22 protein-coding genes are annotated in these 26406 nt (G+C 39.0%); 12 read left to right on the top strand and 10 right to left on the bottom strand.

Going from position 1 to position 26406, the window contains the following annotated elements; genetic code table 11:
• Nucleotides 1–390: 390 nt before the first annotated feature.
• Nucleotides 391–1230 carry a glutathione-dependent disulfide-bond oxidoreductase gene (gene yghU / locus A7967_RS10920; RefSeq protein ID WP_054205084.1) on the bottom strand — a complete coding sequence of 280 codons (840 nt, stop codon included), beginning with the start codon at nucleotides 1228–1230 and terminating at the stop codon, nucleotides 391–393.
• A gap of 653 nt (nucleotides 1231–1883) precedes the next feature.
• Here yghU and A7967_RS10915 point away from each other — a divergent pair.
• Nucleotides 1884–2411, top strand: a complete 528-nt coding sequence (locus A7967_RS10915; RefSeq protein ID WP_054205085.1) for a GNAT family N-acetyltransferase — start codon at nucleotides 1884–1886, stop codon at nucleotides 2409–2411.
• A 277-nt stretch (nucleotides 2412–2688) separates the two neighbouring features.
• Nucleotides 2689–2949: a hypothetical protein gene (locus A7967_RS23015; RefSeq protein WP_152960585.1), complete on the top strand. Its 261-nt coding sequence runs from the start codon at nucleotides 2689–2691 to the stop codon at nucleotides 2947–2949.
• Nucleotides 2950–3526: 577 nt separating this feature from the next.
• Here the strand turns inward: A7967_RS23015 and A7967_RS10905 are convergent.
• Nucleotides 3527–5671, bottom strand: coding sequence for a TonB-dependent receptor plug domain-containing protein (locus A7967_RS10905; RefSeq protein WP_054205087.1), 2145 nt, complete (start codon nucleotides 5669–5671; stop codon nucleotides 3527–3529).
• A gap of 172 nt (nucleotides 5672–5843) precedes the next feature.
• Here A7967_RS10905 and A7967_RS10900 point away from each other — a divergent pair, with 172 nt between their 5' ends.
• From A7967_RS10900 to A7967_RS10880, 5 genes are all read left to right on the top strand, one after another.
• Nucleotides 5844–6545, top strand: coding sequence for a response regulator transcription factor (locus A7967_RS10900; protein ID WP_054205088.1), 702 nt, complete (start codon nucleotides 5844–5846; stop codon nucleotides 6543–6545).
• A 109-nt stretch (nucleotides 6546–6654) separates the two neighbouring features.
• A complete protein-coding gene (locus A7967_RS10895; protein ID WP_167349698.1) occupies nucleotides 6655–8310 on the top strand; it encodes a sensor histidine kinase in 1656 nt (551 codons plus the stop codon).
• Between the two features lie 170 nt (nucleotides 8311–8480).
• Nucleotides 8481–8948 carry a hypothetical protein gene (locus A7967_RS10890; RefSeq protein WP_054205090.1) on the top strand — a complete coding sequence of 156 codons (468 nt, stop codon included), beginning with the start codon at nucleotides 8481–8483 and terminating at the stop codon, nucleotides 8946–8948.
• A 10-nt stretch (nucleotides 8949–8958) separates the two neighbouring features.
• The gene (locus tag A7967_RS10885) at nucleotides 8959–9339 is read left to right on the top strand and encodes a hypothetical protein (RefSeq protein ID WP_054205091.1); all 381 of its coding nucleotides are present in this window, start codon (nucleotides 8959–8961) and stop codon (nucleotides 9337–9339) included.
• A gap of 87 nt (nucleotides 9340–9426) precedes the next feature.
• On the top strand, nucleotides 9427–9957 hold the full coding sequence (locus A7967_RS10880; RefSeq protein ID WP_082355606.1) for a hypothetical protein: 531 nt from the start codon (nucleotides 9427–9429) through the stop codon (nucleotides 9955–9957).
• Nucleotides 9958–10086: 129 nt separating this feature from the next.
• On the opposite strand, the gene A7967_RS23010 is transcribed toward A7967_RS10880, so the two are convergent.
• A complete protein-coding gene (locus tag A7967_RS23010; protein ID WP_157601493.1) occupies nucleotides 10087–10227 on the bottom strand; it encodes a hypothetical protein in 141 nt (46 codons plus the stop codon).
• Between the two features lie 410 nt (nucleotides 10228–10637).
• On the opposite strand from A7967_RS23010, the gene A7967_RS10875 reads away from it, so the two are divergent.
• Entirely contained in the window at nucleotides 10638–11675 is a 1038-nt protein-coding gene (locus A7967_RS10875; RefSeq protein ID WP_054205198.1) for an endonuclease/exonuclease/phosphatase family protein, read from the top strand.
• Between the two features lie 19 nt (nucleotides 11676–11694).
• Here the strand turns inward: A7967_RS10875 and A7967_RS10870 are convergent, their stop codons facing one another.
• Complete coding sequence (locus A7967_RS10870; RefSeq protein ID WP_054205093.1) at nucleotides 11695–12291, bottom strand: rhomboid family intramembrane serine protease; 597 nt, start codon at nucleotides 12289–12291, stop codon at nucleotides 11695–11697.
• Nucleotides 12292–12396: 105 nt separating this feature from the next.
• Nucleotides 12397–13080 carry a type 1 glutamine amidotransferase domain-containing protein gene (locus A7967_RS10865; protein ID WP_054205094.1) on the bottom strand — a complete coding sequence of 228 codons (684 nt, stop codon included), beginning with the start codon at nucleotides 13078–13080 and terminating at the stop codon, nucleotides 12397–12399.
• Nucleotides 13081–13224: 144 nt separating this feature from the next.
• Between A7967_RS10865 and A7967_RS10860 the strand changes: the two genes are divergently transcribed.
• Nucleotides 13225–14142 carry a LysR family transcriptional regulator gene (locus A7967_RS10860; RefSeq protein ID WP_054205095.1) on the top strand — a complete coding sequence of 306 codons (918 nt, stop codon included), beginning with the start codon at nucleotides 13225–13227 and terminating at the stop codon, nucleotides 14140–14142.
• Between the two features lie 13 nt (nucleotides 14143–14155).
• On the opposite strand, the gene A7967_RS10855 is transcribed toward A7967_RS10860, so the two are convergent.
• From A7967_RS10855 to A7967_RS23105, 5 genes are all read right to left on the bottom strand, one after another.
• Nucleotides 14156–14890 (bottom strand): dienelactone hydrolase family protein, encoded by a 735-nt coding sequence (locus tag A7967_RS10855; RefSeq protein ID WP_054205199.1) that lies wholly within the window; start codon nucleotides 14888–14890, stop codon nucleotides 14156–14158.
• A 161-nt stretch (nucleotides 14891–15051) separates the two neighbouring features.
• Nucleotides 15052–16395: a glycerophosphodiester phosphodiesterase family protein gene (locus tag A7967_RS10850; protein WP_054205096.1), complete on the bottom strand. Its 1344-nt coding sequence runs from the start codon at nucleotides 16393–16395 to the stop codon at nucleotides 15052–15054.
• Nucleotides 16396–16487: 92 nt separating this feature from the next.
• Nucleotides 16488–17351 carry a carboxylate/amino acid/amine transporter gene (locus A7967_RS10845; protein ID WP_054205097.1) on the bottom strand — a complete coding sequence of 288 codons (864 nt, stop codon included), beginning with the start codon at nucleotides 17349–17351 and terminating at the stop codon, nucleotides 16488–16490.
• An 85-nt stretch (nucleotides 17352–17436) separates the two neighbouring features.
• On the bottom strand, nucleotides 17437–19569 hold the full coding sequence (locus A7967_RS10840; RefSeq protein ID WP_054205098.1) for a M3 family metallopeptidase: 2133 nt from the start codon (nucleotides 19567–19569) through the stop codon (nucleotides 17437–17439).
• Between the two features lie 269 nt (nucleotides 19570–19838).
• Nucleotides 19839–19994, bottom strand: coding sequence for a hypothetical protein (locus A7967_RS23105; protein ID WP_167349697.1), 156 nt, complete (start codon nucleotides 19992–19994; stop codon nucleotides 19839–19841).
• Nucleotides 19995–20491: 497 nt separating this feature from the next.
• Here A7967_RS23105 and A7967_RS10830 point away from each other — a divergent pair, with 497 nt between their 5' ends.
• The 3 genes from A7967_RS10830 to A7967_RS10820 all read left to right on the top strand — a co-directional run bounded on the left by A7967_RS10830 (nucleotide 20492) and on the right by A7967_RS10820 (nucleotide 26334).
• Nucleotides 20492–21361 carry a mechanosensitive ion channel family protein gene (locus A7967_RS10830; RefSeq protein WP_054205100.1) on the top strand — a complete coding sequence of 290 codons (870 nt, stop codon included), beginning with the start codon at nucleotides 20492–20494 and terminating at the stop codon, nucleotides 21359–21361.
• Between the two features lie 231 nt (nucleotides 21362–21592).
• On the top strand, nucleotides 21593–23227 hold the full coding sequence (locus tag A7967_RS10825; RefSeq protein WP_054205101.1) for a methyl-accepting chemotaxis protein: 1635 nt from the start codon (nucleotides 21593–21595) through the stop codon (nucleotides 23225–23227).
• An 815-nt stretch (nucleotides 23228–24042) separates the two neighbouring features.
• Nucleotides 24043–26334 carry a TonB-dependent receptor gene (locus A7967_RS10820; RefSeq protein WP_054205102.1) on the top strand — a complete coding sequence of 764 codons (2292 nt, stop codon included), beginning with the start codon at nucleotides 24043–24045 and terminating at the stop codon, nucleotides 26332–26334.
• Nucleotides 26335–26406 lie beyond the last annotated feature (72 nt).

Genomic DNA, 26406 nt, shown 5'->3' with positions numbered 1-26406 from the left:
ACTGATGATACAAGTAAAAAACGCATCAATTGATGCGCACACTGTTTAGAGTATACCCAAGCCACCTCAATATGCAGACTTCAGCGTTTCACAGGTGTTTAATATCAAGGCGTTACTTTGCAACAATGGCAGTCCCTTTTAAAAAGTAACAACGATGAGAGTAAGCGCCTGTGAAACGCCCAAGGGGTTGGTTTAAAAGCGATTTATACTGCGTTACTTTTATAAGGGAATGATTTTAACAAGGGAACAACCATTATTTGCAATCAATGCCTTGCCTAAATTGCTTTTAACTCCAACTGAAAGTGCATCTTGAGGTGGTTTGGGTATATAGCGTAAATGCGCGTGGCTTATTGAGCTCAAGCGCATTGTATGGGTATTAGCTACACTCTACTAAAAGTCATCTTTACTATGGCGCTGTGCGAGTTGCTCCTCATCGGGCCCCCATACACGGTTAACTCGGCGGCCACGTTTAACTGCTGGGCGGCGTTCAATTTGTTTAGCCCAGCGCATTACATGTGTGTATGACTCAACATCTAAAAATTCAGCAGCGTCATATAAATTGCCCAATACCAAAGAGCCATACCAAGGCCAAATCGCAATATCGGCAATAGAATACTCGCTACCAGCCATATAATCGTGATCGCTTAAATGGCGATTTAACACATCTAACTGGCGCTTAACTTCCATAGTAAAACGGTCAATAGGGTATTGCATTTTATGCGGTGCGTACGCGTAAAAGTGGCCAAAACCACCGCCTAAGTAGGGCGCAGATCCCATTTGCCAAAATAGCCAATTACGACATTCAGCTTTACTGGTGTGATCGCTCGGCACGAGTGCATCAAACTTTTCAGCCAAATACTGCAAAATAGCCCCAGACTCAAACACGCGTGTGCTAGGAGTTGTGGTGTGATCCATAAGAGCAGGAATTTTTGAATTAGGGTTCACACTTACAAACCCAGAACCAAACTGGTCACCTTCGCCAATTTTAATTAAAAACGCATCGTACTCTGCATCAGTTAAACCAAGCTCTAATAACTCTTCGAGCATAATGGTAACTTTTTGACCATTAGGGGTTGCTAGAGAATACAGCTGTAGAGGGTGCTCACCTACGGGTAACTCTTGTTGGTGGGTTGCTCCAGCAATAGGGCGATTGGTTTTAGCCCACTCGCCGCCATTGTCAGCATCCCATTGCCATACTGTGGGTGGTGTATAGTCTTCGCTGTTACTCATAAAAACTCCTTAAACATGGGTTGTACAAATTAGGGTATAAAGAACATTACGAACAACCCACTGTAGATGATCATAACCAACAAAGGAAGTAAGATTGAATTTCAACACTCAAAAATAACAGTATATTTAATAAGCACGGTTATGCGCTTAGTGTGGGTATAGATGCCAATTAAAGTTCCGAGTTTAAGTTATTTTGTTGCTAGGGCGTGTTGACCTTTCGTGATTGATTTTGCAGCAGTATGTTTGGTATTTAGGCAAGGCAGCGCCTATGGTGTGTGGTTGTTCCCCATAAATAGGCGATAACGCAGTATAAATGCCAAACATGCGCTGCCCAAAGGGTTCTTCCTAGGGGCGATTAACTCTTTGTTGCTCGGTTTTTACTTAGCCCGCTAGGTTACAAACCTCGCGCCGCGATTAAATCGCCCCTAGATCGAACAAATTTCAATCCACAAAGGTCAACACGCCCTAGTATTTTACTTTTAAAAAGATAGCAAAACTCACTCTATGTGCTTTTATAAAAACATCCCCCTATAAAACATTCACCTATAAAAACATGAAATCAGAGGCACCCATGACTTACACTAAAAAATTGAACCATAATAGGAACTCGGCTATGGTTTGGTACCAATAAAAGTAAACCCGAAGGACGCTGCATGTACATAGCTGGGGCAAGAATAAAACTATTACCGTTGGATGAGTCTGATTTAGATTTATTTATTGAAATATCAATGTCATCAGCGATGATGGAACATGTGTATGACCCATGTACTTTTGAACAAGCTAACGATGCATTTATTGCCAAATCACGCCCTTGGACTATGGACAGTGATGGCTGGTTATCGCTTGGTATCACCGAAGTTACAACGGGTGAAAAGCTTGGTAATATTGGCCTTAAAATTACGAGTCATGAAGCACGTATTGCAGAGGTCGGTTTTATGATCAAACCAAGTGCTCAGGGAAGGGGGTTTGCTAGCGAGGCATTAAACTTAATTAAACACTTTGCTTTACTCGAGCTAGGCCTCAATAAATTAGTGGCTACCTGTTCAGTTGGTAATTCTAATTCGTACAAGCTATTAGAAAAAAACGGTTTTATTCGCGAAGGTTGTTTAAAACAAAACGTTATAATCAAGGGGGAATATGTTGATGACTATATTTACGGATTATGTAAATCTGATTTATAACAATCGATTAGTATTCTTATATTGCTAGGTTTTGCTTGCAATAATGTGATTGTATAGGGATTTTTAATTGCATTGAATACCTGCAAAAGATAGATTGTTAACAATGAATTAGAGTTAAACTTAAAGGGAATTAACGTTGGTAAAATTTACGTCATTTATTGTATTTTGTATTCTCATCACCACTATAAGCTTGCCAATTCAAGCTCAAAAATTGCATTCTCTAAACGTCAATGGGCTCTGGGAGGATGTAAATAACAGCAATTTTAGTAATGGTCACATGATCATATCCCAAGACGCTGAATTAATATACGTAACGCATTACGTTGAGTTTAAAGGGTTGCCTTTAGTTGAATACGGTATAGGCACTCGTACAGGTAATACGATTGAATATAAAGTAAAAGTAACTCAGAAAATACCAGGTTGGACTACCGAAGGTATGCATACGTTAACGATTTCTGAAGACGGTACAATGCTCACAGGGCATTACACATCAGGAGGGAAAAAAGGCCCATTAGAATTTAAAAAAGCAGGTAAATGATCGCTTTATGTGTTGATTATTCATATGTTCATTTTAATGATAGAGATGTAACAAATTAATTATACTTCTTAGAAAAATACGTTGATGAAAATAGACTACCGTTTTTGAGTTATGAGCGGTTGCTCAGTAATTATGAAGCCAAGAACAGAGTGCTTTCTACCTTAAATAATAGGGTTAAGTTGCAGTTTCGCGTAATACCCCCTATTTATTTGTTATCTTCTAACGAGATTGTTGAATACTCGTTGTGAATTTATTTTTATGGATGGCTCAATCATCACTGAGTTCCAATTTTGACCCCATTAGTTTTTTCGTAGGAGTCAGGTCGTAGGAGTAGGCTTTAGCCGCGAATGGTGTTTCACCAAGGTTAAAGTGAATTGCACCACCGAAAATACAGAAGCGCTTCGCTGCACAGAGGCCGGTATTTTTATAAAAAAGTTCAGTGCTGGCGCATGTAATTGGTAGATTACATTCAACTAACTTCAATTAGCATGCTAATTAAACAGTAAAAAATGACAAAAGCAGCAATGCTATTTTTGTCATTTTAACGACTAAATAATTAGTGTGCTAAACACCCAACCTAGAACTGGCCGGTTAAGGTTAATGAAAATCGAGGTGCGCGTTCATTTGCACGTTGCTCTTGCCTTAAATACTGACTTTGCGTAAATAATCCTGTATAGCGCGCTTTATTAACGGTGTACCTATCATTGAGTAAGTTATCACCTTTGAAGCGCAACTTTAAATTTTGCGATATTTGATAATCAATAAAGGCATTTGCAGTGATTTTAGTATCAACATTGCCCTGATAGTTATAATAGTAAAACATATAACGGCTTTTATCTTCGAGTGTTAAACTCATCGATAGCCCAGGTAAAATTTCGTTTTGGTTTAGCTTTACCTGCCAAGTGTTTTTAATGACTCGCTCGATAGGGGCTTTTTCAGCGGTAAAAGGATGGATCACCTCACTATCTCGCCACGTATAATTAGCACTGATCAAGGTGTTATTTAGTCCAAACGCCTCTAATCCAAAGTATGTATCAAACTCAATACCATACTCTTTAGCGTTATCGATATTACCGTCACCTGAGCGCTTAGCCAATAACACTTCATTTATTAAATCGCTTATTTTATGGTAGTAAGGCGTCACAATAAAACTACCATCGGTCGATTGCCACTGCTTTTCAAACGCGATTGATAGCTCGTCACGCACTTGGGGTTTTAAATCAGGGTTGGTTTCTTCAAGGCGAGACTCGTAACTATCAAACCTTGGCACAAAATCTTTAAGATCAAGTTGACTGACTATTCGTTGGTAATTAAAACGCATCTGGTAAATATCATTAAAATCATAGCGCAGGTTTAAGCGTGGTTTAAGGTAGTTAAATGTGCGAGCTGTGTTACTTTTTGCGTTTTGTAATGTCTCCTCTATCACGGATAAATCTGTCGCTACATTAATAGTCGAGCGTTCATAAACCAAAGACGACTGTAGGTTTAACTGAGGAGAAATGGCAAAGTTATAATTACTAAACGCTTCATAACGTGTTTCTTTAATATCATTCAATTCAGTCGAGTGATAAGCCGCGCCTGTTTGACGAATAAATTGTAAATTTTCATTAAGCTGATTTATCGCCACCTCAAAGCCAGAGTCAAAAGTATGGCTTTTATTAAGGTTAAAACGCCAATTGGTACGTAGAACATTTTCTTTTGAGGTATAAATACGTGGTAACTTATAATTTGGTTTAAATACATTACCATCTTGCAAAATACGGTGCCAAATTTTATCATCAGAATCCGCCTGATTACTAATAAATAACAGTTTTAGCTGATGGGCATCATTATAATCATGGGTAATATCGCCACTTACCTCCCACTTATCTCTACCCCAATCGTACTGTAATACTTTGCTTTCAAATGTGTCTGAGGTTAAAAATTCACTGTCATTGGCAGTGAGTGCATCGACTTTAATTTTTTCGTAAATGGCTGTGAGTTGCATAGCGGTTTTATCTGAATATACATATTCTAGTTTTGCTGATAGCTGGCTTGCTTTGTATATATTCTCGCGGACACGGGCGTTCGTTTGTGTGTCAACTAGCTTTGGGGAAGTAAACACTTCTTCTGAGCTTATTTCAGTTGTATTGACGTAGTGGTTTAAGCCAACTCTATATTTTAAATTGCCTTTGCTTGCACTGTAAGTCAAAGAACCTGTGGTATATGGCTTTATATCAGCTGTTTTAACCGTGCCCAGTGTCCAAAGAATAGATGTATCTATATCTTGTTTAAGTACCACATTAATCACTAATCCATTACTTTGAACATCTAAATCAGAGCGAGTCCCGCGGATCAATTCAATGTACTCAACATCCTTTGCCTGAATATTATTGAGCTCTTTCGTAATATTATTTTCTTTACCCGACATACGTTTACCGTTTATCAAAATTTGATCGCCGGACGAACCAAAACCGCGACTTTCTGATGCGCTGTTCATTTTACTTAATAGGGTATTTGCACCGGGGGTATTTTCTAAAATGTCGTATAACGTTTGAGGATCTAACGCCATAAAGGAACTCGCTTCATACCGCTGCGTATTGGCGACGGGTTCACTTGCAGCACTGCTGGTTGAAAACCCAAGTAACATACTTGAGCCACCAATCAAAACGGTGGATAAAATAGCCTGATATAACGCACAGCGCTTATACAATAAATTTGGGTGAGTATCGCGGTTTGTCATTGTTAGATCCCTGTTATTTAATTCAGGGTTATCTTAATCAGTCTCAGCACCTTCAAATAGGCACAAAAGGTAAAATTAACGCAGTAAAAGTTTTACAAAACTTTGCATTATAACGTTTAAAAAGGGTGATATAGTCCAGATTGCATAAGTGAAGGATTTAAAAAACAATAATATGAATATTAAACCAACACTGCTCATCATCGAAGATGAACCGAGTATATTACGTGGCTTAACTGATCTATTTGTATTTCATGGCTTTGATGTTGAAAGTGAAATGGATGGAAAAAAAGGATTAAGCCGCGCGTTAGAAAAGCAACACAGTTGTATTCTTTTAGATGTGATGCTGCCATCAATGAATGGCTTTGAGATATGCAATGCCATTAGAGTACAATCCCAAGTTCAGCCTATTTTAATGCTGACTGCAAAAAATACAGAGGCAGATATTATTAATGGCCTTACCTTAGGCGCTGACGATTATTTGGCAAAACCGTTTTCAACGTCTGAATTAGTATTAAGAGTCACGGCTTTAATCAGGCGCTCAGGCTTATCTAGCAATAACAACAAACTCAATATTGGCAAGCATGTGAGTATTTGCATGCAAAAATTAACGGGAACATCTCATAAACAAGCCGTGCGCTATACACGTCGAGAAGTGAATATTTTAACGTACTTAAACCAGCAAAAAGCCCCCGTATCACGCGATGAACTATTAAGAGAAGTGTGGGGATATAAATCAACCGACTGCCTAGACACCCGTACTGTGGATATTCACATCGCTAAAATAAGAAAAAAAATTGAACGCGACCCAAAAACACCTGAATATCTAGTCACCCTAAGAGGCGAAGGGTATCAGCTTTTTAGTCGACAATCGTAATATGAAGCCACAGCTCTTAAATAAGCGATTATTAAGCTACAAACAGCGTGTTAACCGTCTGCGTTGTTTTACCTTCGTTTGTTTGTTTCTCTTATTAGCGCCAATTAGCATGGTGTTCATTAAAGGTTACTATCAATTTGAAAAAGACCTTTTAACCGAGTATCAAGATAAAACCGAAGAAATAACCTCGCAGCTAAACTTGCGGTTATTTAAGCGAGTGGTTTTTGATAACGCGTTAAGCACACTCGCGTTTGATTACTACCAACATATTTATAACCCGAACAATAAACACGTAACCAAAGAAAAATCGCCTCTTTCAAGCCTAGAGTACAATACTCGATATGACGGACTTTTAGGTTATTTTCAAGTTGACCAAGATGGCAATTTTAACAGCCCTGTCTGGCCTGATTTTATACGCGATACCCAAAGTTTAATAACCGCTCAAGATGATGATGAGACGATAAAACGTAAAAGCCTCGTGTCAAAATTATATACAATAACCGCCAAGTCTAATGAACTAAAAGCACTCATTAACAATAGACTATCTGTAAATAATGAGAAGTTTCATTTATTATCGGATGTACCCGGACACCTTGTTTTTTATCGCGTTGTTCATGTAAATAACATTCAAAAGTTACAAGGTTATGTCATCGATGTAAGCGCATACTTAAACAATCAAGTTAAAAGAATGCTAACGACAGTGCAGTTTAACAACACGATAGCCATTACATTAAAGTCTACGTTAACGGGCTCAGGTGAAGCCTACTTTATTTATCAGGGGAACGCGCAAAGCCAAGCAACTATCACTCAGGCAACTATAACCCAGCCAATGCAATTATCATCTGTGTATAGTCAACGGGCCATAAACAGCCATGAATTAAGGTGGCCTTTTAAAGACCATCAGCTTACTTATTCAACCTCAAAATTTATTTTACCCACAGCTGCCACTTATAATCTGGGTTTAATGATGCTGCTGATGCTTGGCATTGTCATTGGCTGTTATGGCTTTTACCGTTTAGGGGTCAAACAACTAAAGCTTGCAGAGCAGCAGCTAAACTTTGTTTCCTCAGTGAGTCATGAGCTTAAGACACCTTTAACATCAATCCGCATGTATTCAGAAATGCTAAAGTCAGGCATGGTGCCATCAGAACAGTATAAGTTAGATTATTACGACTTTATACACAGCGAGAGTGAACGGCTCTCTCGTTTAATCGATAATATATTGCAACTTTCAAAGCTTAATCAACCACAACATAGTGTTGAAGCGCACTACACCAAACTCAGTATTTTAATCGACATGATTGAATCAAAAGTGTCGTCTTTATTAATTAAAAGCGACTTTAAAATAAACATTTCGAGTGAGTTTGAACAACCTGAAAGAGCATTACTCTTAGTTGATCTAGATGCATTTTCGCAAGTGGTTATTAACATAACCGATAATGCCATTAAGTTCTTTGATAGCGATAAAATACAAGATTACACACGTAAGAAAATAGATATTCATTTTAAACCGGATCCTAAAAATAAAGATTTCATCGTGATAGAATTTCGTGATTATGGTGATGGGGTTAGTGCTGAACAAGAACGTAAAATTTTTGAATTATTTTATCGAGGAGGTTCAGAACTAACACGCTCAACACAAGGAACTGGGATCGGGCTCGCACTGGTTAATGAACTCGTTCTAGCGCAGCAAGGCACCATTGAGGCACAACGCATGTCGCCAGGCCTATCAATAAAAATACGGTTTAAAAGTAAGAGGCAGTGATTTTTTAAGTGTATAAAAGCAAAAATAAATACCTGAGTGAAACAGCGCCTTACCCCTTTGGCTTTTTTTGAGTTTAAAACACTAAATATGAAATGCAGTTGAGATGCAAATTATTGGCTGTTAATCTATTGAAATTATTGACTGTTAATATTTTCTTGTAAGAGGCTTATATGTACAAAAGCTTGTTCACGATCATCGTTAGTTTATTGTTTATTTCGGGATGTGCGCAAAGAACTATCGATATAAATGACGATAAAGGCAATATAGTCGGCGGATGTACAGCAGGTTTTGATTGGCATTTTTATGGCCTACACGATTCGATTGATTATGTTTTGTATGAATGTGCAGAAGATGCTGTTGCAAAAGGATATATAATCTCGGATAAAAGATTGCTCACCCTCGATTTTACATTACCAGATCCGCCTGAAGGTCAACGGTGGAATAAAAAATTAGCAATGCAGCACTTTCATAATGACAAAATAACAGAAAGGAAATTAGGCTATATTCTTGCTGATATAGAAACTAAATACATAAAAATTGTATGGCCTGCTGAGGACGATTTAGCCAGTGGGAAAATAACCCTGTCCGAATTTAATAAAATAGTGAAAGATGCCAAATATAATTGGCTTGGTGAATAAAGGTGTTTTCATGTTGAGTCTTTTTTTAGCTTTGCCTATTCATTACGGTGTTATTAAATCATGTAGTGATTACACAATTGTAAAGCTTAATGCTCCTTTAGTTGAAGTGATTTATGTTAATAGTAAAACGGCTATTTTTAATCACGATTTCTTACATTTACGTTGCCCTATGCCTGCTGCATGCAGCGTTACTAACACATTCGCTGAACTAGAGTTTAATGTTACAAAAGACGGAGTGATAGATGACCTTAAATTCCTGAATTTTGAAGAAAAAAGCATGCATGCTCGATGTATGAAAAAAGCGTTGCTTAAGGCTGAAGTGTCTGAATCTGCATATAATACAAAGGATAATAAAGTGACATTTACTTACACCATGTATATTAATAAATGAGCTAGGTAAGTAATTAAATTCGAATGATTTTTTATTAGTACGCTAAATTAATGGAGTATAGATATCAGCCCTAGCAGTCACTTTATAATGAGTTGGCTTTCATCAAACCTGATAAAGGGAAGGGTGAGAGAGCGACGTATAATTACGATTTCTGGTATAGCTCCAGATATAGACGGTGTTGGGTTGTTGATTGATCCAATTTTGAGGATGGCTGGGCACAGCTCAAATTTGTGGGGTGAATGGCATCATTCGCTACATAATTTAGGATTTTGCTTATTCGTTACGTGCATTGCGTATATAACTGCTAGCATCAATAAGTTTAAAGTAGCTTGTATGGCATTTTTGTTATTTCATTTACATCTAGTTTGCGACTTAATCGGATCTAAAGGTCCTGATGGATATCAATGGCCACTTTCTTACTTATCACCTTTTTCAGAGGTTGTAACTTTATCTTGGAAGTATCAGTGGGAACTTAACGCATGGCCGAACATTGCCATAGCTTTGGTCTTATACTTGGTGATGTTTAGGTGTATAAAATACAAAAAAAGATCACCATTTGAGATTATGTCTAAAAAAGCTGATGATGCATTTTTTCGTATTTTTGACAGATTTAAATAACAGTAGAAAGCTTTTCTGAGTAAACTCCAATCATTCAACATTTAGACTGAAATGAAAGCCGCATGGCAAGACTGGGTTTTCTTCTGGTTGCTTTAATTTGACCATGTTGTGCAACAATGAGCTCGCTTACTAGCGCGAATCCAACGCAATGCCAGTGCCTTGCGTGGTGCGGGTTAATTTGTTACCGCCACGATAGGATAACTCAAAAATTTTGCTTTCTTGCTCTTGGGTAATACCTTCATCATTATCTTGTATTTCCAGCTCAAGCATGTGTTTATGTTATACCCAAGCCATCTCAAGATACAGTTTCAGTTGGAATTAAAAGTGATTCAGGCAAGGCATTGATTGCAAATAATGGTTGCTCCCTTGTTAAAATTAATAACGCAGTATAAATCGCTTTTAAACCAACCCATTGGGCGTTTCACAGGCGCTTACTTTCATCGTTGTTACTTCTTAAAAGGGATTGCCATTATTGCAAAGTAACGCCTCGATATTAAGCCCCTGTGAAACGCTGAAGTATGCATCTTGAGGTGGTTTGGGTATATAATTGTTTTCTAACTTTTAGGCGGGTGAACGTTATCAACAACAGTGAATTACAAACAAGTAATAACTCAGTACTTTTAGCTAGCAAAGATACGGTGGTGCTAAATAATACAGAGTTGAAAGTTGCGACGTTTAACCTGTTTAATTACCTTGAGCCGCCTAATGCGTTTTATGAATTTGAACGCATTTATACCGCACAGCAGTGGGCTAAAAAACAGCGCTGGATTAGTGATTATTTAAATCAGCAGCAACCTGATGTTATAGGCTTTCAAGAAGTGTTTAGTATTGATCCGTTAAAAGCGCTTATGCATAAGCAAGGTTATGCATATTTTGCAGTGATAGATGAGCCAGAAGTAATTGATGATTTTATTTATAAACGGCCAGTGGTCGCTATAGCCTCGCGCTTTCCAATTACAGAGGTCGGTGTTGTTCGACATGACAATGAACTTGCGCAAACGCTTGGTTTAGCAGCTGACTTTTCGTTTAGTCGCAAAGTACTCAGAGCCACGGTTGATTTACCGCACATTGGTAACACTGATTGTTATGTGGTGCACTTTAAATCTAAACGTTCGATGATTGAGGTTGAAGAACCAAACCAATTAGCGCCTGAGCAAAATATTATAGAGCATTTAAAAGCAACACTTGCTGGTGGCTGGGGCTCAACAATACAACGCGGAACAGAAGCTACATTACTGATGGTTGAAATGATAGCGCGGCGTGAGGCCACGCAAAACCCGATGCTATTAATGGGCGACTTTAACAATAACCTAGCCGATGGTGTATTAAGTCATTTGCTTACTGACTCATTACGATTTGCCCCTGCGTTTGATTGTCGTGCCTACCTTGCAAAATATTGTTTAAGTGATGCATGGGATTTGTATATAAGGTCACTTGTAAATACGGGGGTTGCAAAAGAGGTGAGTGACAACATAGAACCTGAACCTCACCCCTCAAAAAAGCCACATCGTGTGCCAACACATTACTATGGGGCCAGCAGCTCAGTACTTGATTATATTTTACTGTCTTGTGAGTTTGATGCGAGTTTCCATGACAGTTTTTATGAAGTAAGTAATTACCACACCTATGACCGTCACTTGATAAACCCTGACTTTGAGCGTGATGACCAAAGCACCGATCACGCTGTAGTGATGGCTACACTAACGTTGCGTGCTTGATTTAGCATAGCCTGCCTATTCACAGCTTACGGCTGTTACTTTTTTTATCTTGTTTTGCAAAATAATAGCCAATAAATATTCCGGCAATGGCGCCAAATAGGTGGCTTTCAAACGATATATGCGGTCTTTGTGGCAATACACCCCAAATAAAACCACTATATAAAAACACAACGCATACACTAATCAAAATGGCTTTAAATGAACGGTGCATAATGCCGTAGCTAATTAAAAAGCCCCATAAACCGTAAAGTACCCCGCTTAAACCTACGTGTATATTTGCTCGACCAAATAGCCAAACCAGTAAACCACCAGTAAGTGCAGTAAAAACAAATACAGCCCAAAAGCGCTTTACACTGTACTGGCATACTAGCCAACCTAACACCGCAAAAGGGACCATATTACTTAATAGATGCACCCAACCACCATGTAGAAAGGGGGCAAAAAATATGCCTGTTAGCCCAGTTAAATTACGAGGATAGATCCCTAAACCATTTAAGTTAATACCGGGTACGCTATTGGCGATTTGCAGCAACGTGCATAATAAAATAATGCCTACAATGGCAAAACGTTTACTGGCTAAAGGAGGAATGCTCAAAGAGCTTTTTTTAGTTGGCATACATAAGCTTAAATTGAAAATGGATTTGCCAGAGTATACCCATCTTGATGCCTAAATGAAAAGCCCTACCCAGTGGGCAAGGCTTTGATGTAAGCTAAATTGAGTTTAACCTAACTTAGTTAATAACTTTTTAGCTGCAAGTTCAGAGCTGGCAGGATTTTGACCCGTGATAACAAGGCCGTCTTCTAATGCTAATACGCCCCAATCATCTGTTTTTTGATAATCGCCGCCTTTTTTGATTAACTCATCCTCGACTAAAAAAGGCACTATATCAGTCAGTTGGACTGCTGCTTCTTCGGTATTACTAAAGCCTGTCACTTTTTTACCCGCAACCAATGCATTACCATCAGCACCTTTAATATTTAGAAATGCAGCGCTGGCGTGGCATACTGCAGCAACAGGCTTTTGTGCTTTAATAAAATCTTCAATTAACGTAATCGAATCAGTGTTATCCACTAAATCCCATAATGGGCCGTGGCCACCCGGGTAAAATACGGCGTCATAATCGCTGGCATTTACTTCGCTAAGGACATGTGTGTTTGCCATTAACGTTTGTGCTGCACTGTCGTTGTCGTAACGTTTAGTTGCATCAGTTTGAAAGTCAGATAACGTGCTTGTTGGGTCTATCGGTGGCTGACCGCCTTGTGGTGATGCTAAGGTCACTTTTGCGCCAGCATCAATAAATGCGTAATAAGGGGCTGCAAATTCTTCTACCCAAAACCCTGTTTTTTCGCCTGTATTACCTAGCTCTGCGTGTGAGGTAAGTACCATAAGTATTTTTTTAGCCATAACGATATTCCTTCTGATGAATTGAATTATTAACTTAGCTTGTAGATAACTATATGCCCTGAGATATATTTAAACAACGATGGTAAATTTAACTTTATTGATTTAATAATTGATACAATTGTAAGGTTGAATTTAGGAGATGTTATGAAGGTATCGTTTGAGCAGTTAAAAAGTATGGTGGTATTTGCACAAATAGTGGAGCAGGGCAGCTTAACCGCAGCTGCAAAGCAATTAGGGTTAACCCGTACTGTGGCTAGTTATCACTTAAAAAAATTAGAAACTCAGCTTGAAGTAACCTTATTAAATCGCTCAACACGCACGATGGCATTAACCGAGGCTGGCATTGCTTATTATGAACGTTGTCGAATCATCACCGAGCAAGCCAATGCGGCAAATCTACAAATTGAAAACATTAAAAATGAACCTCAAGGGTTATTAAAAATAAGCTGTCCAGTAAATGTTGGCATGCAACTTATTGTGCCAGCAATTAATGCCTTTAAACGTCAATACCCTAAAATCAATATAGATCTACAGCTAACAGATGATGTGATTGATATTATTAAAAATGGTTTTGATTTTGCTGTAAGAGGTGTGTCGCTGAGCGACTCAAATTTACAGGCAACTAAGCTCACGACAATGAGTACATGTATTTGTGGTTCGCCAGATTATTTTGCCCACTTTGGTAAGCCTAAAACGCCAGAGCAATTAAGCGAGCATCAATGGGTGGTGTATCAGCTTGGCAGTAAAACCTTAACCCTTAAAAAAGACGGTAAAAAACACAGTCTCACAATGCAAGGCGGTTTAAGTACAAATAATGCCGCTGCGCGTACTGCCTTTGTTGAAGCCGGCCACGGCATTGGGCGGATCCCACTTTATGATGCATGGCCTAAAGTACAAGCTGGGCTATTAGAAATTGTACTGGATGAATATAAAAGTAAAGACATTGAGCTTTATGGTGTGTTTCCGCCAGGCGGCGCGGGTTCTAAAAAGCTACGATTGTTTATCGATTATTTAAAAGATTACTTTGTAAAAAAGCATACCGCATTGGGTATGCAATTTTAAAAGTGTTTTAACCTTACAAAGTGCGGCTAAATAACGCAACAGCTTGCTGATACATGGCAATAGCAAGGGCTGGGTCATAACGCTCGCCTTCATCACGCATAAAGGCATGCTGGGCGTTTACTTCTTGCCACTGGTAATTAATACCGCTAGTTACAGCGTGTTGATAAATTTTAGCACGTCCTTCTTTTGGCACATGTGGGTCTTGCTTGCCCCAAATAAAGTGAATCTCACCTTGGATATCCTTCATGCGTTCAAACGAGTTATTGCCTGCTTTTGCAGGTAATGTGTCGCTATGAATGTCAGTAGCGTATAAGCAAAAAGCGGCTTTAATGGCAGGATTAAGCGCAGCTCTGTAGGCTAAATGGCCACCAATGCATACACCCATCGCGCCGACAGCACCGGTGCAGTAATTTTGAGTTTGTACAAAGTTTATCATCGCGTGAGTATCGCTGTCGTGTGACTCTAATGGCTTAGCCCATTTATCAGCGTTCCCTTTATCTTTACCTGCATCGTCATAAGCAAGCACAGTACCAAGCGGATTCAACTCATGGAATACCTCAGGCACTAACACAACAAAACCATGACCTGCTAAAAGTGCGGCACTGCGTGCAATTGGTGCGGTTTGTTGAAATATTTCAGAGTAAAAAATAATGGCGGGAAACTGGCCACCGGCCTGTGGACGGTACACGCTGGTGCGCATAATACCTGTGTCTGTTGCGATATCATGGCTGTGATGTTGAATGATCATAATGTGCCTTTTATGCCAATTTAATACAATTGGTAAACTTAAATTTTGCTTATAATAACGCACAGTGAGTCAGTGGACGAGTGTGTGGCCTTGAAAAATATGCGAGCCCAACATAATGTTGGACTCGGTGATAATTTGAATAACCTTAACTTGGGCTAAAGTTAAATACTCGCAGGCATTTTTTTACAGCTTGCGTAGTAGCTGACTGTTGCTGGCCAATCTGAAAATATACCAATAACACCTACATCTTGTGCAAGCACGTCAACAACATTCATCATATCGCCATCGTTATTGATCACATCCGTAATGGATTGATAATAATAACCACCGCCATTTTCAAGTGGCCCCGAGCGCTCCAAACTCCAAGTAATTATATTTAACCCCGCTGCTTTGGCATTAACTGCATATTTGGAGGGAACGATTTTTTGGTCACTATTAATGCTCAGTAGCATCCATATTGGCGGTGCAATAATTTTAACGCCCTGATTCACAAGCTCAGCCATGCTAGGTTGCCAAGTATCTGCATTATTAGGGTCAAAGCCCGCATTGCTATCTCGTCCATCGAGGTAAACACTTCTGTCTGCAAATTCAGGGTTTGTATTAATCCAATATTTAACATCTTCAAGGTTGAATGACTGCGGGTAAACACGGCTAGGTTCAACATTAAGTTGCGTGTATTCATCCAGCATTTTTTGCGCGTATTGCATTTGGGTAAAACCATTAAATGGCATACTTACCTGAGGGGCTTTAAGTTCTGGTGTCATTTTAACGCCTAACTCTTTAAACAGTTCAATACTTTGTTTATGCGTTAATAATGTACCGTGTGCGCTGTATAAATCCGTGCGCCAACTCGGTGTGCCTTGAAGATATTGTGCAACTGTTGTGGCCTTGCTATTCGCGCCATCCATTTTACCTTCAAGGGTTAAAAACTCAGCTAATGAAATATCACTGGTACAACACTTTGCAGAGGCTGCGATATCGTTTACAGGATCGGCAGGTGTGAAAGGCACATTGCACTTAGCGGCAAGTTCAGGAATAGCTAAAATGTTTGTGGTGGTGTGTAAATCACATTGAGAATGACGACAAACCAGTTCTTTATCGTTGGTGAATGTAACATCACACTCCACAATACCAGCTCCCATACGAGCAGCTGCAATATAAGATTCTTTAGTGTGCTCAGGGTATTGCATTGGTGCACCGCGGTGACCTATTGAAAAATCAGTGCGGTAAAATGGCCCTTCGCTGCAACTGGCCAGTTGTTCTTTTAGCGGACTTTGTTGCATATCATTAATAAGAAAATAAGGGCGTGTGCCCAGTTGAATATCTGGCGCTGCACCTTCAGGTACTTTGACAATAATAGGCGTAGGGACTTCAACAATCTTAAGCTGGGTGTTTTCGACAACGATTTCTTTGTCGACGATTTTAATATCATCATCACAACCTGACAATGCAATTAATACCGCGCTAAATAATGCCAAGCCAATAAAAGGGGCTGCATGCTTCATTTTTTATTCCACTAATTAATTAAAAACGATTGGGGTGTTGATATCGAAATACAACACGCCCTAGAGTAATTACTTTTAGTGACAGTTTTAGGTCAGTACTTAGGTGTTGCCGATTTTTTATCTAGATACTGATTAAGCACGAGTGCCAATAAAATGATCGCACCACCTAGGCTGAGTTTTATAATATCGGCGTCGCGATTCCAAATTACAACATTAACTAAAATACCAGCGGGAATAAGTACGTTATTCATTACGGCAAGCGCCCCAACATTGACAAGTGTTGCGCCTTTATTCCATGCAAAATAACCTACCCCAGAAGCAACAATACCCAGATAAATTAATACACCCCATTGAGTTGTAGTGGTGGGAAGTTTTTCAGTGTTACCAAATAAGGCAAAGCAGATACTAGCGACAATAAGCGCGCCTATAAAGAACCAGCCAAATACGGTTTGGTGTGCAATGTTACTATCGCGCATTAAGCGTTTATAGGTCACTTGCCCGGTGGCAAAGCATAGATTTGCGCCTTGGACTAACAATAGGCCAAGTATAAAGTCTTCATCGATACCTTGATAACGAATGGCAATAGCACCTGCAATTGCAAGCAGTGCGACAGCAAAAAATTGTGGATTAAAATGCCGCTCAATCGCGTCATTTAATAAGGTGATGTAAAGCGGGGTCATTACTGTAAATAGTAATACTTCTGGCACGCTTAAGTATAAAAATGAATGGTAATAAAAGCTGTACATAACTCCAAGCTGCACAGCGCCAATGAGCATTAGCTTTACGATCAACTGGCTGGGAATTTGTTTAAACTTTAAAAAGGGTAAAAATACAACTGTTGCTAAGGCTACACGCATTAATACGCTAAACCAGGCATCAACTTGGCCGGCAAGGTACACACCAATTAAACTAAACGAAAAGGCCCAAAGTAGGGTGACTGCAAAAAGGTAGATCATTATGATTTTTAGGTATTGTGGAAAAAAGCCACTATAACAAAAAAGCCCGCATCAGTATGCGGGCTTTTGGTTTACGTGTGCTTTATTACTCAACTAAACCACGGCGCTTTAATAACGCGTCAGTTGTTGGTTTTTGACCACGGAATTCAATGTAACTTTGCATTAAATCGCGGCTGTTACCTTTTGAAAGGATCTCTTTACGGAAGTTATCGCCGTTTTTACGGGTTAGACCACCTTGCTCTGTCATGTGTGCAAATGCATCAGCTGCAAATACTTCAGTCCAAAGGTAAGCGTAGTAACCTGCAGAGTAACCACCAGCAAATGTGTGGCTAAAGTAGCAAGACTTATAGCGTGGCGGTACCGGGTAGTAAGCAATACCATGCTTTTCAAGTGCATCATGCTCAAACTTTTGTACGTCAGTTACAACTTTATCAGCACCGAATGAATGCCATTCCATATCAAGTAATGCCGCCGCTAAATACTCAGTTGTACCAAAACCTTGGTTGAAGTTTTGTGACTCAAGTACTTTATCCAATAATTCTTTTGGAATTGGCTCACCCGTTTTGTAATGCTTAGCGTAGTTAGCAAGTACTGTTGGTTCAATATTCCAATCTTCATGTGCTTGTGAAGGAAACTCAACAAAGTCACGTGCTGTTGCAGTACCCGCTAGGCTTGGGTACTTAACGTCTGAGAATAAACCGTGCGCCGCATGACCAAACTCATGAAACATAGTGGTTACTTCAGAGAACGTCATTAATGTTGGTTGACCTTCTGCAGGTTTTGGTATGTTTTGCGCATTATAAATAACAGGTTTAGTGCCTTTTAAGCCACTTTGACCAACGTATGCGCTCATCCAAGCACCGCCACGTTTACCTTCACGTGCATATGGGTCCATGTAGAATAAACCAATTGCACTGCCATCTTCGTTAAATACTTCAAATACCATTACATCTTCATGATATACCGGTAAATCATTACGCTCTTTGAAAGTGATACCGTATAGTTTTTCCATTGCGAAGAACATACCGTTATGGATCACTGATTGCATTTCAAAGTAAGGTTTAACAAGCGCTGGATCTAGGTCGTATTTCGCTTGGCGAACTTTTTCAGAGTAGTAAGCCCAATCCCACGGTTGTAGCTCAAATTTTTCGCCTGATGCTTTGATCACTTTTTGAATTTCAGCTGCTTCAGCCTTTGCTTTGTCTACAGCTTTTGGTGCTAAGTCATCTAAAATGCCGTACACGTTCTCAGTGGTTTTAGCCATACGCGTAGTCATTACATAAGATGCCCAATCTTTGTAACCAAGCAGCGCCGCTTTTTGTGCGCGTAAGTTGGTTTCTTTGATGATGATAGGGCCATTTGTATCTTGTGCACGTGTAGATGACGCTTTAAATACGCGTTCACGTAGTTTACGGTTTTCTAGGCTGCTCAAAATAGGTTGTTGCGTGGTATTTACAAGGGTGATCATGTAACCCTCTTTACCTGCTTTTTTAGCCGCAGCCGCTAAGCTTTCGATGTGACCATCAGAAAGGCCCGCTAATTCACTTTTATCAGTAACAAGTACAACGTCTTCTTTAAACGATTTTAATACGTTTTGTGAAAAAGCAGTTGATAGTTTTGCAAGCTCAGCATTGATCTCACGCATTTTAGTTTTTTGCGCTTCATCTAATTTTGCACCAGCATTAACAAATTTAGTGTAGTAAAATTCAACAAGACGTTGATCTTCTGCGTTTAAACTAGCTTTGTTGTTATTGATTTTTTCAACACGTGCAAATAATGCTTTATTTAAATAAATATCATCAGAATGTGCAGATAGCACAGGTGCCATTTTTGCTGCAATGCGTTGGTACTCATCATCAGAGATCAAACCTGATAAGTTATAAAAAGCAGTTGATACACGATCAAGTAGTTCACCTGATAGCTCTAACTCAACAAGTGTATTAGCAAAGGTTGCAGGTTCTGGATTATTTGCAATTGTCGCAATTTGTTCTGTTTGTTGCGCAATACCCGCGTCAAAAACGGGTTCGTAATCTTTAGTGCCAAATTTATCAAATTCTGGCGCCATATATTGTAATGGGCTTGGCTTCATCAATACGTTATCAACGGCGACGGTTTGCACTTCGCTCGCTTGTTCTGTGGTTTGTTTTGTTTCTTGTGAACCACAAGCAGATAATAGTACTGCACTAGCAATCGTTGTTGCTATTAAGGTCTTACGCATGAGAACTCCGTTAAATGAAAATAGATAGCGTGGGTATACCAAAATCACCTAAATTCTGAATTTTAAGGTGACTTGGGTATTTAACTTCCATAAGTTAACAAATTTTCATGTATATACAATCAAGTTTATCGATTTAACGGGGGGATTGAGCGCAAAAAGCACGTTTTGTAGATAAAAAAGTCAAAATAAAAGAACCACTTTATTATCGATGTAACAATAAAGTGGCAATTAGGCTGGACTGGATGGAAAAGACACTGTGTGTGGCAAAATTAGTTGTAACCTAATACAAACTTTTTTTCGCTACTAAAGCTGGGTGGTTGTTCGTGGCCAAATTCTTTATTAATTAAATTTAGCGTATTTTCTTGTTCGGCCAATAAACATAAAATTTTATTGCGGTACTCAAGGCTCGATTCAAATAAGTTCATATCAACGAGTGGCTGCAAAGTGGCTAATTTTTGATTTAAGGTTAGGGCGTGTTGACCTTTTGTTATTGATTTTGCAGCAGTATGTTTGGTATTTAGGCAAGGCAGTGCCTATGCAGTGTGGTTGTTCCCCATAAATAGGCGATAACGCAGTATAAATGCCAAACATGCGCTGCCCAAAGGGTTCTTTCTAGGGGCGATTGACTCTTTTGTTGCTCGATTTTTACTTAGCCCACTAGGTTACAAACCTCGCGCCGCGATTAAATCACCCCTAGATTGAACAAATTTCAATCCACAAAGGTCAACACGCCCTAATTGTGACATTAATCTCTCCTGATACTCATTAAAGCTATTATTATTTATATAGCACTGACTGTGAGTGAATGTTAATAATTTGTTCATAAAGTGCGTTGTGCGCATTTAACTTCTCCTTAAAACTCATTATGACGTGCTAAACTTAGCGAACACTGAACACATTTATTATTTTTTGCGGAAGCCGTATGACCTTAGAACAAATTTATCATTACTTATCTTTTGTGCTTTTTAGCTACGGAGAGGTCAATATTACAGTGGCGAAAGTTATTCAAGTGCCACTGATTATTTTTGCAATGTGGTTTTTGGTAACACGCATCGGACGACTTATTAAAAAAACCTTGTTAGCGCGAAAAATGAGCCCCGATGCGGTGCTTTTATTTACGCGTATTTATTTAGTGCTAAGTATCGCGATTTTAATTTTTACCTCGCTCGAGGTTCTCAATATCCCGCTTACTGCATTTGCTTTTGTCTCTGGTGCCATTGCCATTGGTGTGGGTTTTGGTGCACAAAACATTATTAATAACTTTATTAGCGGCTGGATATTAATGTGGGAACGCCCTATTCGTATAGGTGATTTTTTAGAAGTCGGAGATGCAAAAGGCGTTGTTGAAACCATAAATACCCGCTCTACGCGAATTCGCCGTAACGATGGTGTGCATATGCTGATCCCTAACAGCCAGCTTTTGGAAAATACGGTAACCAATTGGACGTTAATTGATCGCAACGCGCGCTCTTCAGTCAGTGTTGGTGTTGCGTACGGTTCGGATGTATTACTCGTTGAACGGCTAATAAAACAAGTTTTAAAAGAACATTCAGCGATATTACCTGCCCCAAGTTCATCAGTTTTACTTGATGACTTTGCTGATAGTTCACTTGTTTTTAATGCTATTTTTTGGGTTTGTGCTGAATCTGAGAGTATGCTGCGTCAAGTCCGAAGTGATATTCGTTTTAGTATTTATAAAATATTTGCAGAGCATGAAGTAACCATTTCATTTCCACAACGTGATATTCATATTGATGGGGAAATCGCACTAATGCGTAAGCGCTCTTTATAAACCTAATTCATCTTATTAACAAAAAGAGGAATTCGCGATGTTCCTCTTTCAGTTACATTTCTTTACAATTAACGCCACTGTAAAAGATAATTATTATCAATACGTTAAGCCACTGTTTATATTTTAAGGTTGCTAAAAGGCTATGCGTCTATATTAAATGTTCTATAAAAGGGTACAATTGCGTGCTTAATGAGAGTTTTTACTCTGTGTCGTCATTAATCCGGAATACCCATGAAACTGCTAACCAACTGTTTAAATAACTTAAAAGTATCCGCTAAACTTCGTCTCATAATTATTTTTGCCAGCTTAATTATTTTGATTTTACAAATACACAATGCCTATGATTTAAAAGACCGTATGCTCATTGAGCGTAAGAATAGTGCTCAATTATTAGTTGATAGTATAGAAAGTCAATTTAAAGCTCTTGAGAGTAATTTTGAGCTTACTGAACAAGCACGTAATGATGAAATTAAGCGTTTAGTTAAACAAGCAAGTTACGGGCAAAGTGGTTATTTTTTCTTGTTTGATCTTAGCGGTAAGATGGTTATGCATCCCATAAAACCACAATTAAATGATTTATCGATGACTACACATGAAAAGCCTTTTATCGCGTCTGCATTTACGCAATTTGTACAAATGGCTCGCCTGTATAACCAGGGCTTTGTCTATTATCAATGGCCAAAACCAGGATCTGTAGAACTTGAACAAAAAACTTCATTTGTAAAACGTTTAGGTAGTGGGCAATGGGCTATTGCTACAGGTATTTACTTAGATGATATTGAAGAGGAGTTTAATGAACAACTCAAAATAAGTTTGATAAGTACATTTGGTTCTATAGTGGTTCTGGTTTTATTGGGTTTATACATAGCCCGAAATATTACTAAACCGCTTGCTAAGCTAACTTATTCAATGAGTGAAATTGCTGCAAATAAAGATCTCACAATTAGTTTAAAAAGCGATGGTAAAGATGAGCTCTCAATCATGGCGTGCGCCTTTAACAATATGAATAATGACTTCAAAGATGTGTTAAGTGTGATTAATGGCAACACCAGTACACTTGCCTCACAGGCTGAAGAATTAGCATGTGTGACGAGTCAAATACAAGTGGGTATTGCAGAACAAAAAGAACAAACCGTTCAGGTTGCAAATAATATAGCATCACTAAGCACACAAGCTCATTCAATCACCCAACAAACAGCGTTGAGTTTACAAACGACAAAAGATGTTGAGTTGCTCAGCAAACAGGGCTTGAAACATGTTGAGGATAATTTTAACTCCATTACACAAGTTGCAGGCAATGTTGAGCAAGCACAATTGGCTGTATTAGAGTTGCAAACAGCATCAGAGCAAATTGGTGATATTTTAAATGTCATTAGACAGGTGGCAGAACAAACTAACTTATTAGCATTAAATGCAGCAATTGAAGCCGCGAGAGCGGGTGATCAAGGTCGTGGTTTTGCGGTTGTTGCTGATGAAGTAAGAACGCTCGCTAAACGTACTCAAGAGTCGACAGGTAGTATTCAACTAATGATTGAGCAACTTCAAGCAAGAGTGGGGTTAACCGTTGAGCAAATGCAACAAGCCCATTCTGCAACTCAATATGGGTTATCTGTGAGTCACGAGTGTACACAAACATTACAGCAAATAGACGAAGCTGTGCATGTTTTATTTACAATAAGCGAAGACATTGCATTAGCAACGAATGATCAACAAAAAGCAATGACCAGCATAGGTAGCAATATTACAGAGATATCAGCGATTGCAGAGCAAACTGAATTAGGTGCAAAGCATACACATCAATCAAGTGAGCAGTTAAGTGAGATGTCGCAAAAACTCAACGGGTTAGTCGGCGAGTTTAAATTATAAATAATATATCCCTTTTCAGGTTGGCATTAATTCAGCCAACCTGAAAAGTGTTTTTATCGCATTTTATACCCAAGCCACCTCAAGACGCATGATTCAGCGTTTCACAGGGGCTTAATATCAAGGCGTTACTTTGCAACAATGGCAGCCCCTTTTAAGAAGTAACAACGATGAGAGTAAGTGCCTGTGAAACGCCTAGCGGGTTGGTTTAAAAGGGATTTATACTGCGTTACTTTTATAAGGGATTGATTTTAAAAGGGAACAGCCATTATTTGCAATCAATTCCTTGCCTAAATCCTTTTAATTCCAACGACGCTCGTATCTTGAGGAGGCTTGGGTATATCGAAACTAAAGTCCTCATTAATCTATAACTTAAAATATGCACACTTCAATTATTGGTATAGAGGAAGTAAGGATAAATCAAATCGTATTCAGCGTAAATAATGCGTACCTAAATTTACAATGCAAATAGTTATTAAATAGATCTGCGGGATTCCCTACAATTTTTAACTCGATAGTTGATAGGACATATGTCCGCATAAAATAAAAATAATTGCATAAAGTGTCCTAAGTTCGCTTAACTTGTCGGTATTTGTTGTAAAAACTTTATCTTATTGTACATATTTATGCAGCAAAACTGTCATACAGTGTTATAATCTTCAGCGTTCGTTCAGCCTCTTTACTTCGTTTTGCACTCTCGACAAAGAGGTCCGCGCAGCTTACTGCAAGGCGCGAAAAATTGGCCGAGCCCGCCGAGTGAATTTGGCGCAACACCCCAACCGTTGAACAAGAGTGCATACAAAAGGTTAAACCCCGACATGAAAGCAATGAAAAGATCTACGTTAGCAACCCTAATTAATGCAACGTTGTTCTCTGCTGTAGCAGGTACTTCATTTTCAACTCTTGCTGCTGAGCAAACGCCAGCTGCTGAGAAAAACAACCAATTAGAAGTTATTCAAATCACCGCGCGTAAGCGTGTAGAAAATGCACAGGAAGTCCCTGTTGCTGTTTCTGCGTTACAAGGTGACAGCTTAGATGCCTACAGCTCTGCAGGTATGGATATTCGTTTTATGAATGCGAAAATTCCAAGCTTATCAATTGAGTCTTCATTTGGTCGTTCATTCCCACGCTTTTATGTTCGTGGCTTAGGTAATACCGATTTTGATTTAAATGCTTCACAACCTGTTTCGTTAGTTGTTGATGAAGTTGTGCAAGAAAATGCTATTTTAAAAGGCTTTCCTGTTTTTGATGTGGCGCGCGTAGAAGTTTTACGTGGTCCTCAAGGTACTTTGTTTGGTCGTAATACACCGGCAGGCCTTGTTAAGTTCGACACAGTAAAACCAGGTCAAGAATTTGATGGCTATGGCTCAGTTTCTTACGGTAGTCTAGGTGCTGTTGATTTTGAAGGTGCAGTAGGTGGGTCATTAACAGATCGCTTATCAACACGAGTTTCAGTACTTTGGCAAAATAAAGACGATTATATCGATAATCGTGCACCTGGTTTTGAACAAAAAGATGTCCTTGGCGGTTACACTGATAAAGCAGCGCGTATTCAGTTTTTATATGAAGGCGACGACTTTACTGGTTTATTTAACTACCATGTACGCGACATGATTGGTTCACCAATTGCTTTTCGCGCCAATGTTATTGAAAAAGGCTCAAATGAGCTTGTTGATAATTACGAACATGATGTGATTTATCAAGATGCAGTATCACGTGCTGTTCAGCATGTAGAATCTCAAGGTGCAAGCTTAAAGCTTGAGTGGGACCTTGCTAATCATACTATTACGTCTATCTCAGCATGGGAAAGTGCAGAGATTTTCTCTCGTGCAGACATCGACGGCGGTTACGGTGGCTATAAAGTTGATGGTCAAGACGCGCCAATGGGCCCTGGTTTTATACCTTTTAGCTCAGAAAGTGCTGATGGTATTCCTGATCATGATCAATATACTCAAGAACTTCGCTTATCGAGTAACTTTTCAGGTGATGTAAATTACCAAGTAGGTGTGTTCTATTTTGATGAAGCACTGACTATTGAAAACTACAGCTTTGACACGTCTGCAAATGGCAAGTTAAATGGCTATGTATTACAACAACAAGACACTAAAGCATGGGCTGTGTTTGGTTCTGTTGACTACACTATCTCAGATGACTTAAAAGTTACTGCTGGCCTTCGTTATTCAGATGACGATAAACAATTCTCTGCAAATCGTACTGTAAGCCCAATTGGTGGCGGTGCGTTATCTTTAACTGAAGATTTAAATGATGATCATATCAGCTGGGATATTTCAACAAGCTATAAAGTGAATGATGATGTTAACTGGTATACGCGTATTGCTAACAGTTTTCGTGCACCAAGCGTACAAGGTCGTATCTTATTTGGTAATGAAGTGACTGTTGCTAAATCAGAAACTGTGACATCTTATGAAACAGGTATTAAGTCTGATGTGCTAGATGGCCGTGGTCGTGTTAACGCAACTATCTTCTATTTCCAAATGGATGATCAACAATTAACTGCTGTTGGTGGTGGTGCAAACTTTAATCGCTTGATTAATGCTGATAAAACGACTGGTTACGGTTTTGAGCTGGATACAGAGTGGGTATTAACAGATGAGTTAAATGCTACATTCAATTTAAGTTACAATAAAACTGAACTTGATGATAACGATTTAGCTGTTGCTGTGTGTGGGCAATGCACTGTTACAGATCCTACTTTCCAAGTACCAGGCCCATTTGGTCCTGAGGACCGTGCAATTTTAGATGGCAATAACTTACCGCATGCACCAGAGTGGATTTCTAACATAACGTTACGTTATACGAAAGAACTTGCTGATGGTGACTTCTTTGCATATGCCGACGTTTCGTACCGTAGCAAAATTGACTTTTTCTTATATGAGTCAGTTGAGTTTGAAGGTAAAGCATTGTTAGAAACGGGCCTACGCGCTGGTTATAACTGGTCAGAAGGCGATTATGAATACGAAGTTTCAGGATTCGTGCGTAATATGTTTAATGAGCAACAAGCAATCGGTGCTGTCGACTTCAATAACAACACAGGTATGGTTAATGAAGAGCGTTACATTGGCGCTGAATTTAAAGTTAAGTTTTTCTAAGCTTTTAGTAATCTGATTATAAAGCCCGCTTCTTAGCGGGTTTTTTCGTTTATATTGAAAAGCTTTGCTGCT

Source organism: Pseudoalteromonas neustonica (genome assembly GCF_001653135.1).
Taxonomy (GTDB): Bacteria; Pseudomonadota; Gammaproteobacteria; order Enterobacterales; family Alteromonadaceae; genus Pseudoalteromonas; species Pseudoalteromonas neustonica.
This window is presented reverse-complemented; position numbering and strand designations above follow the sequence as displayed.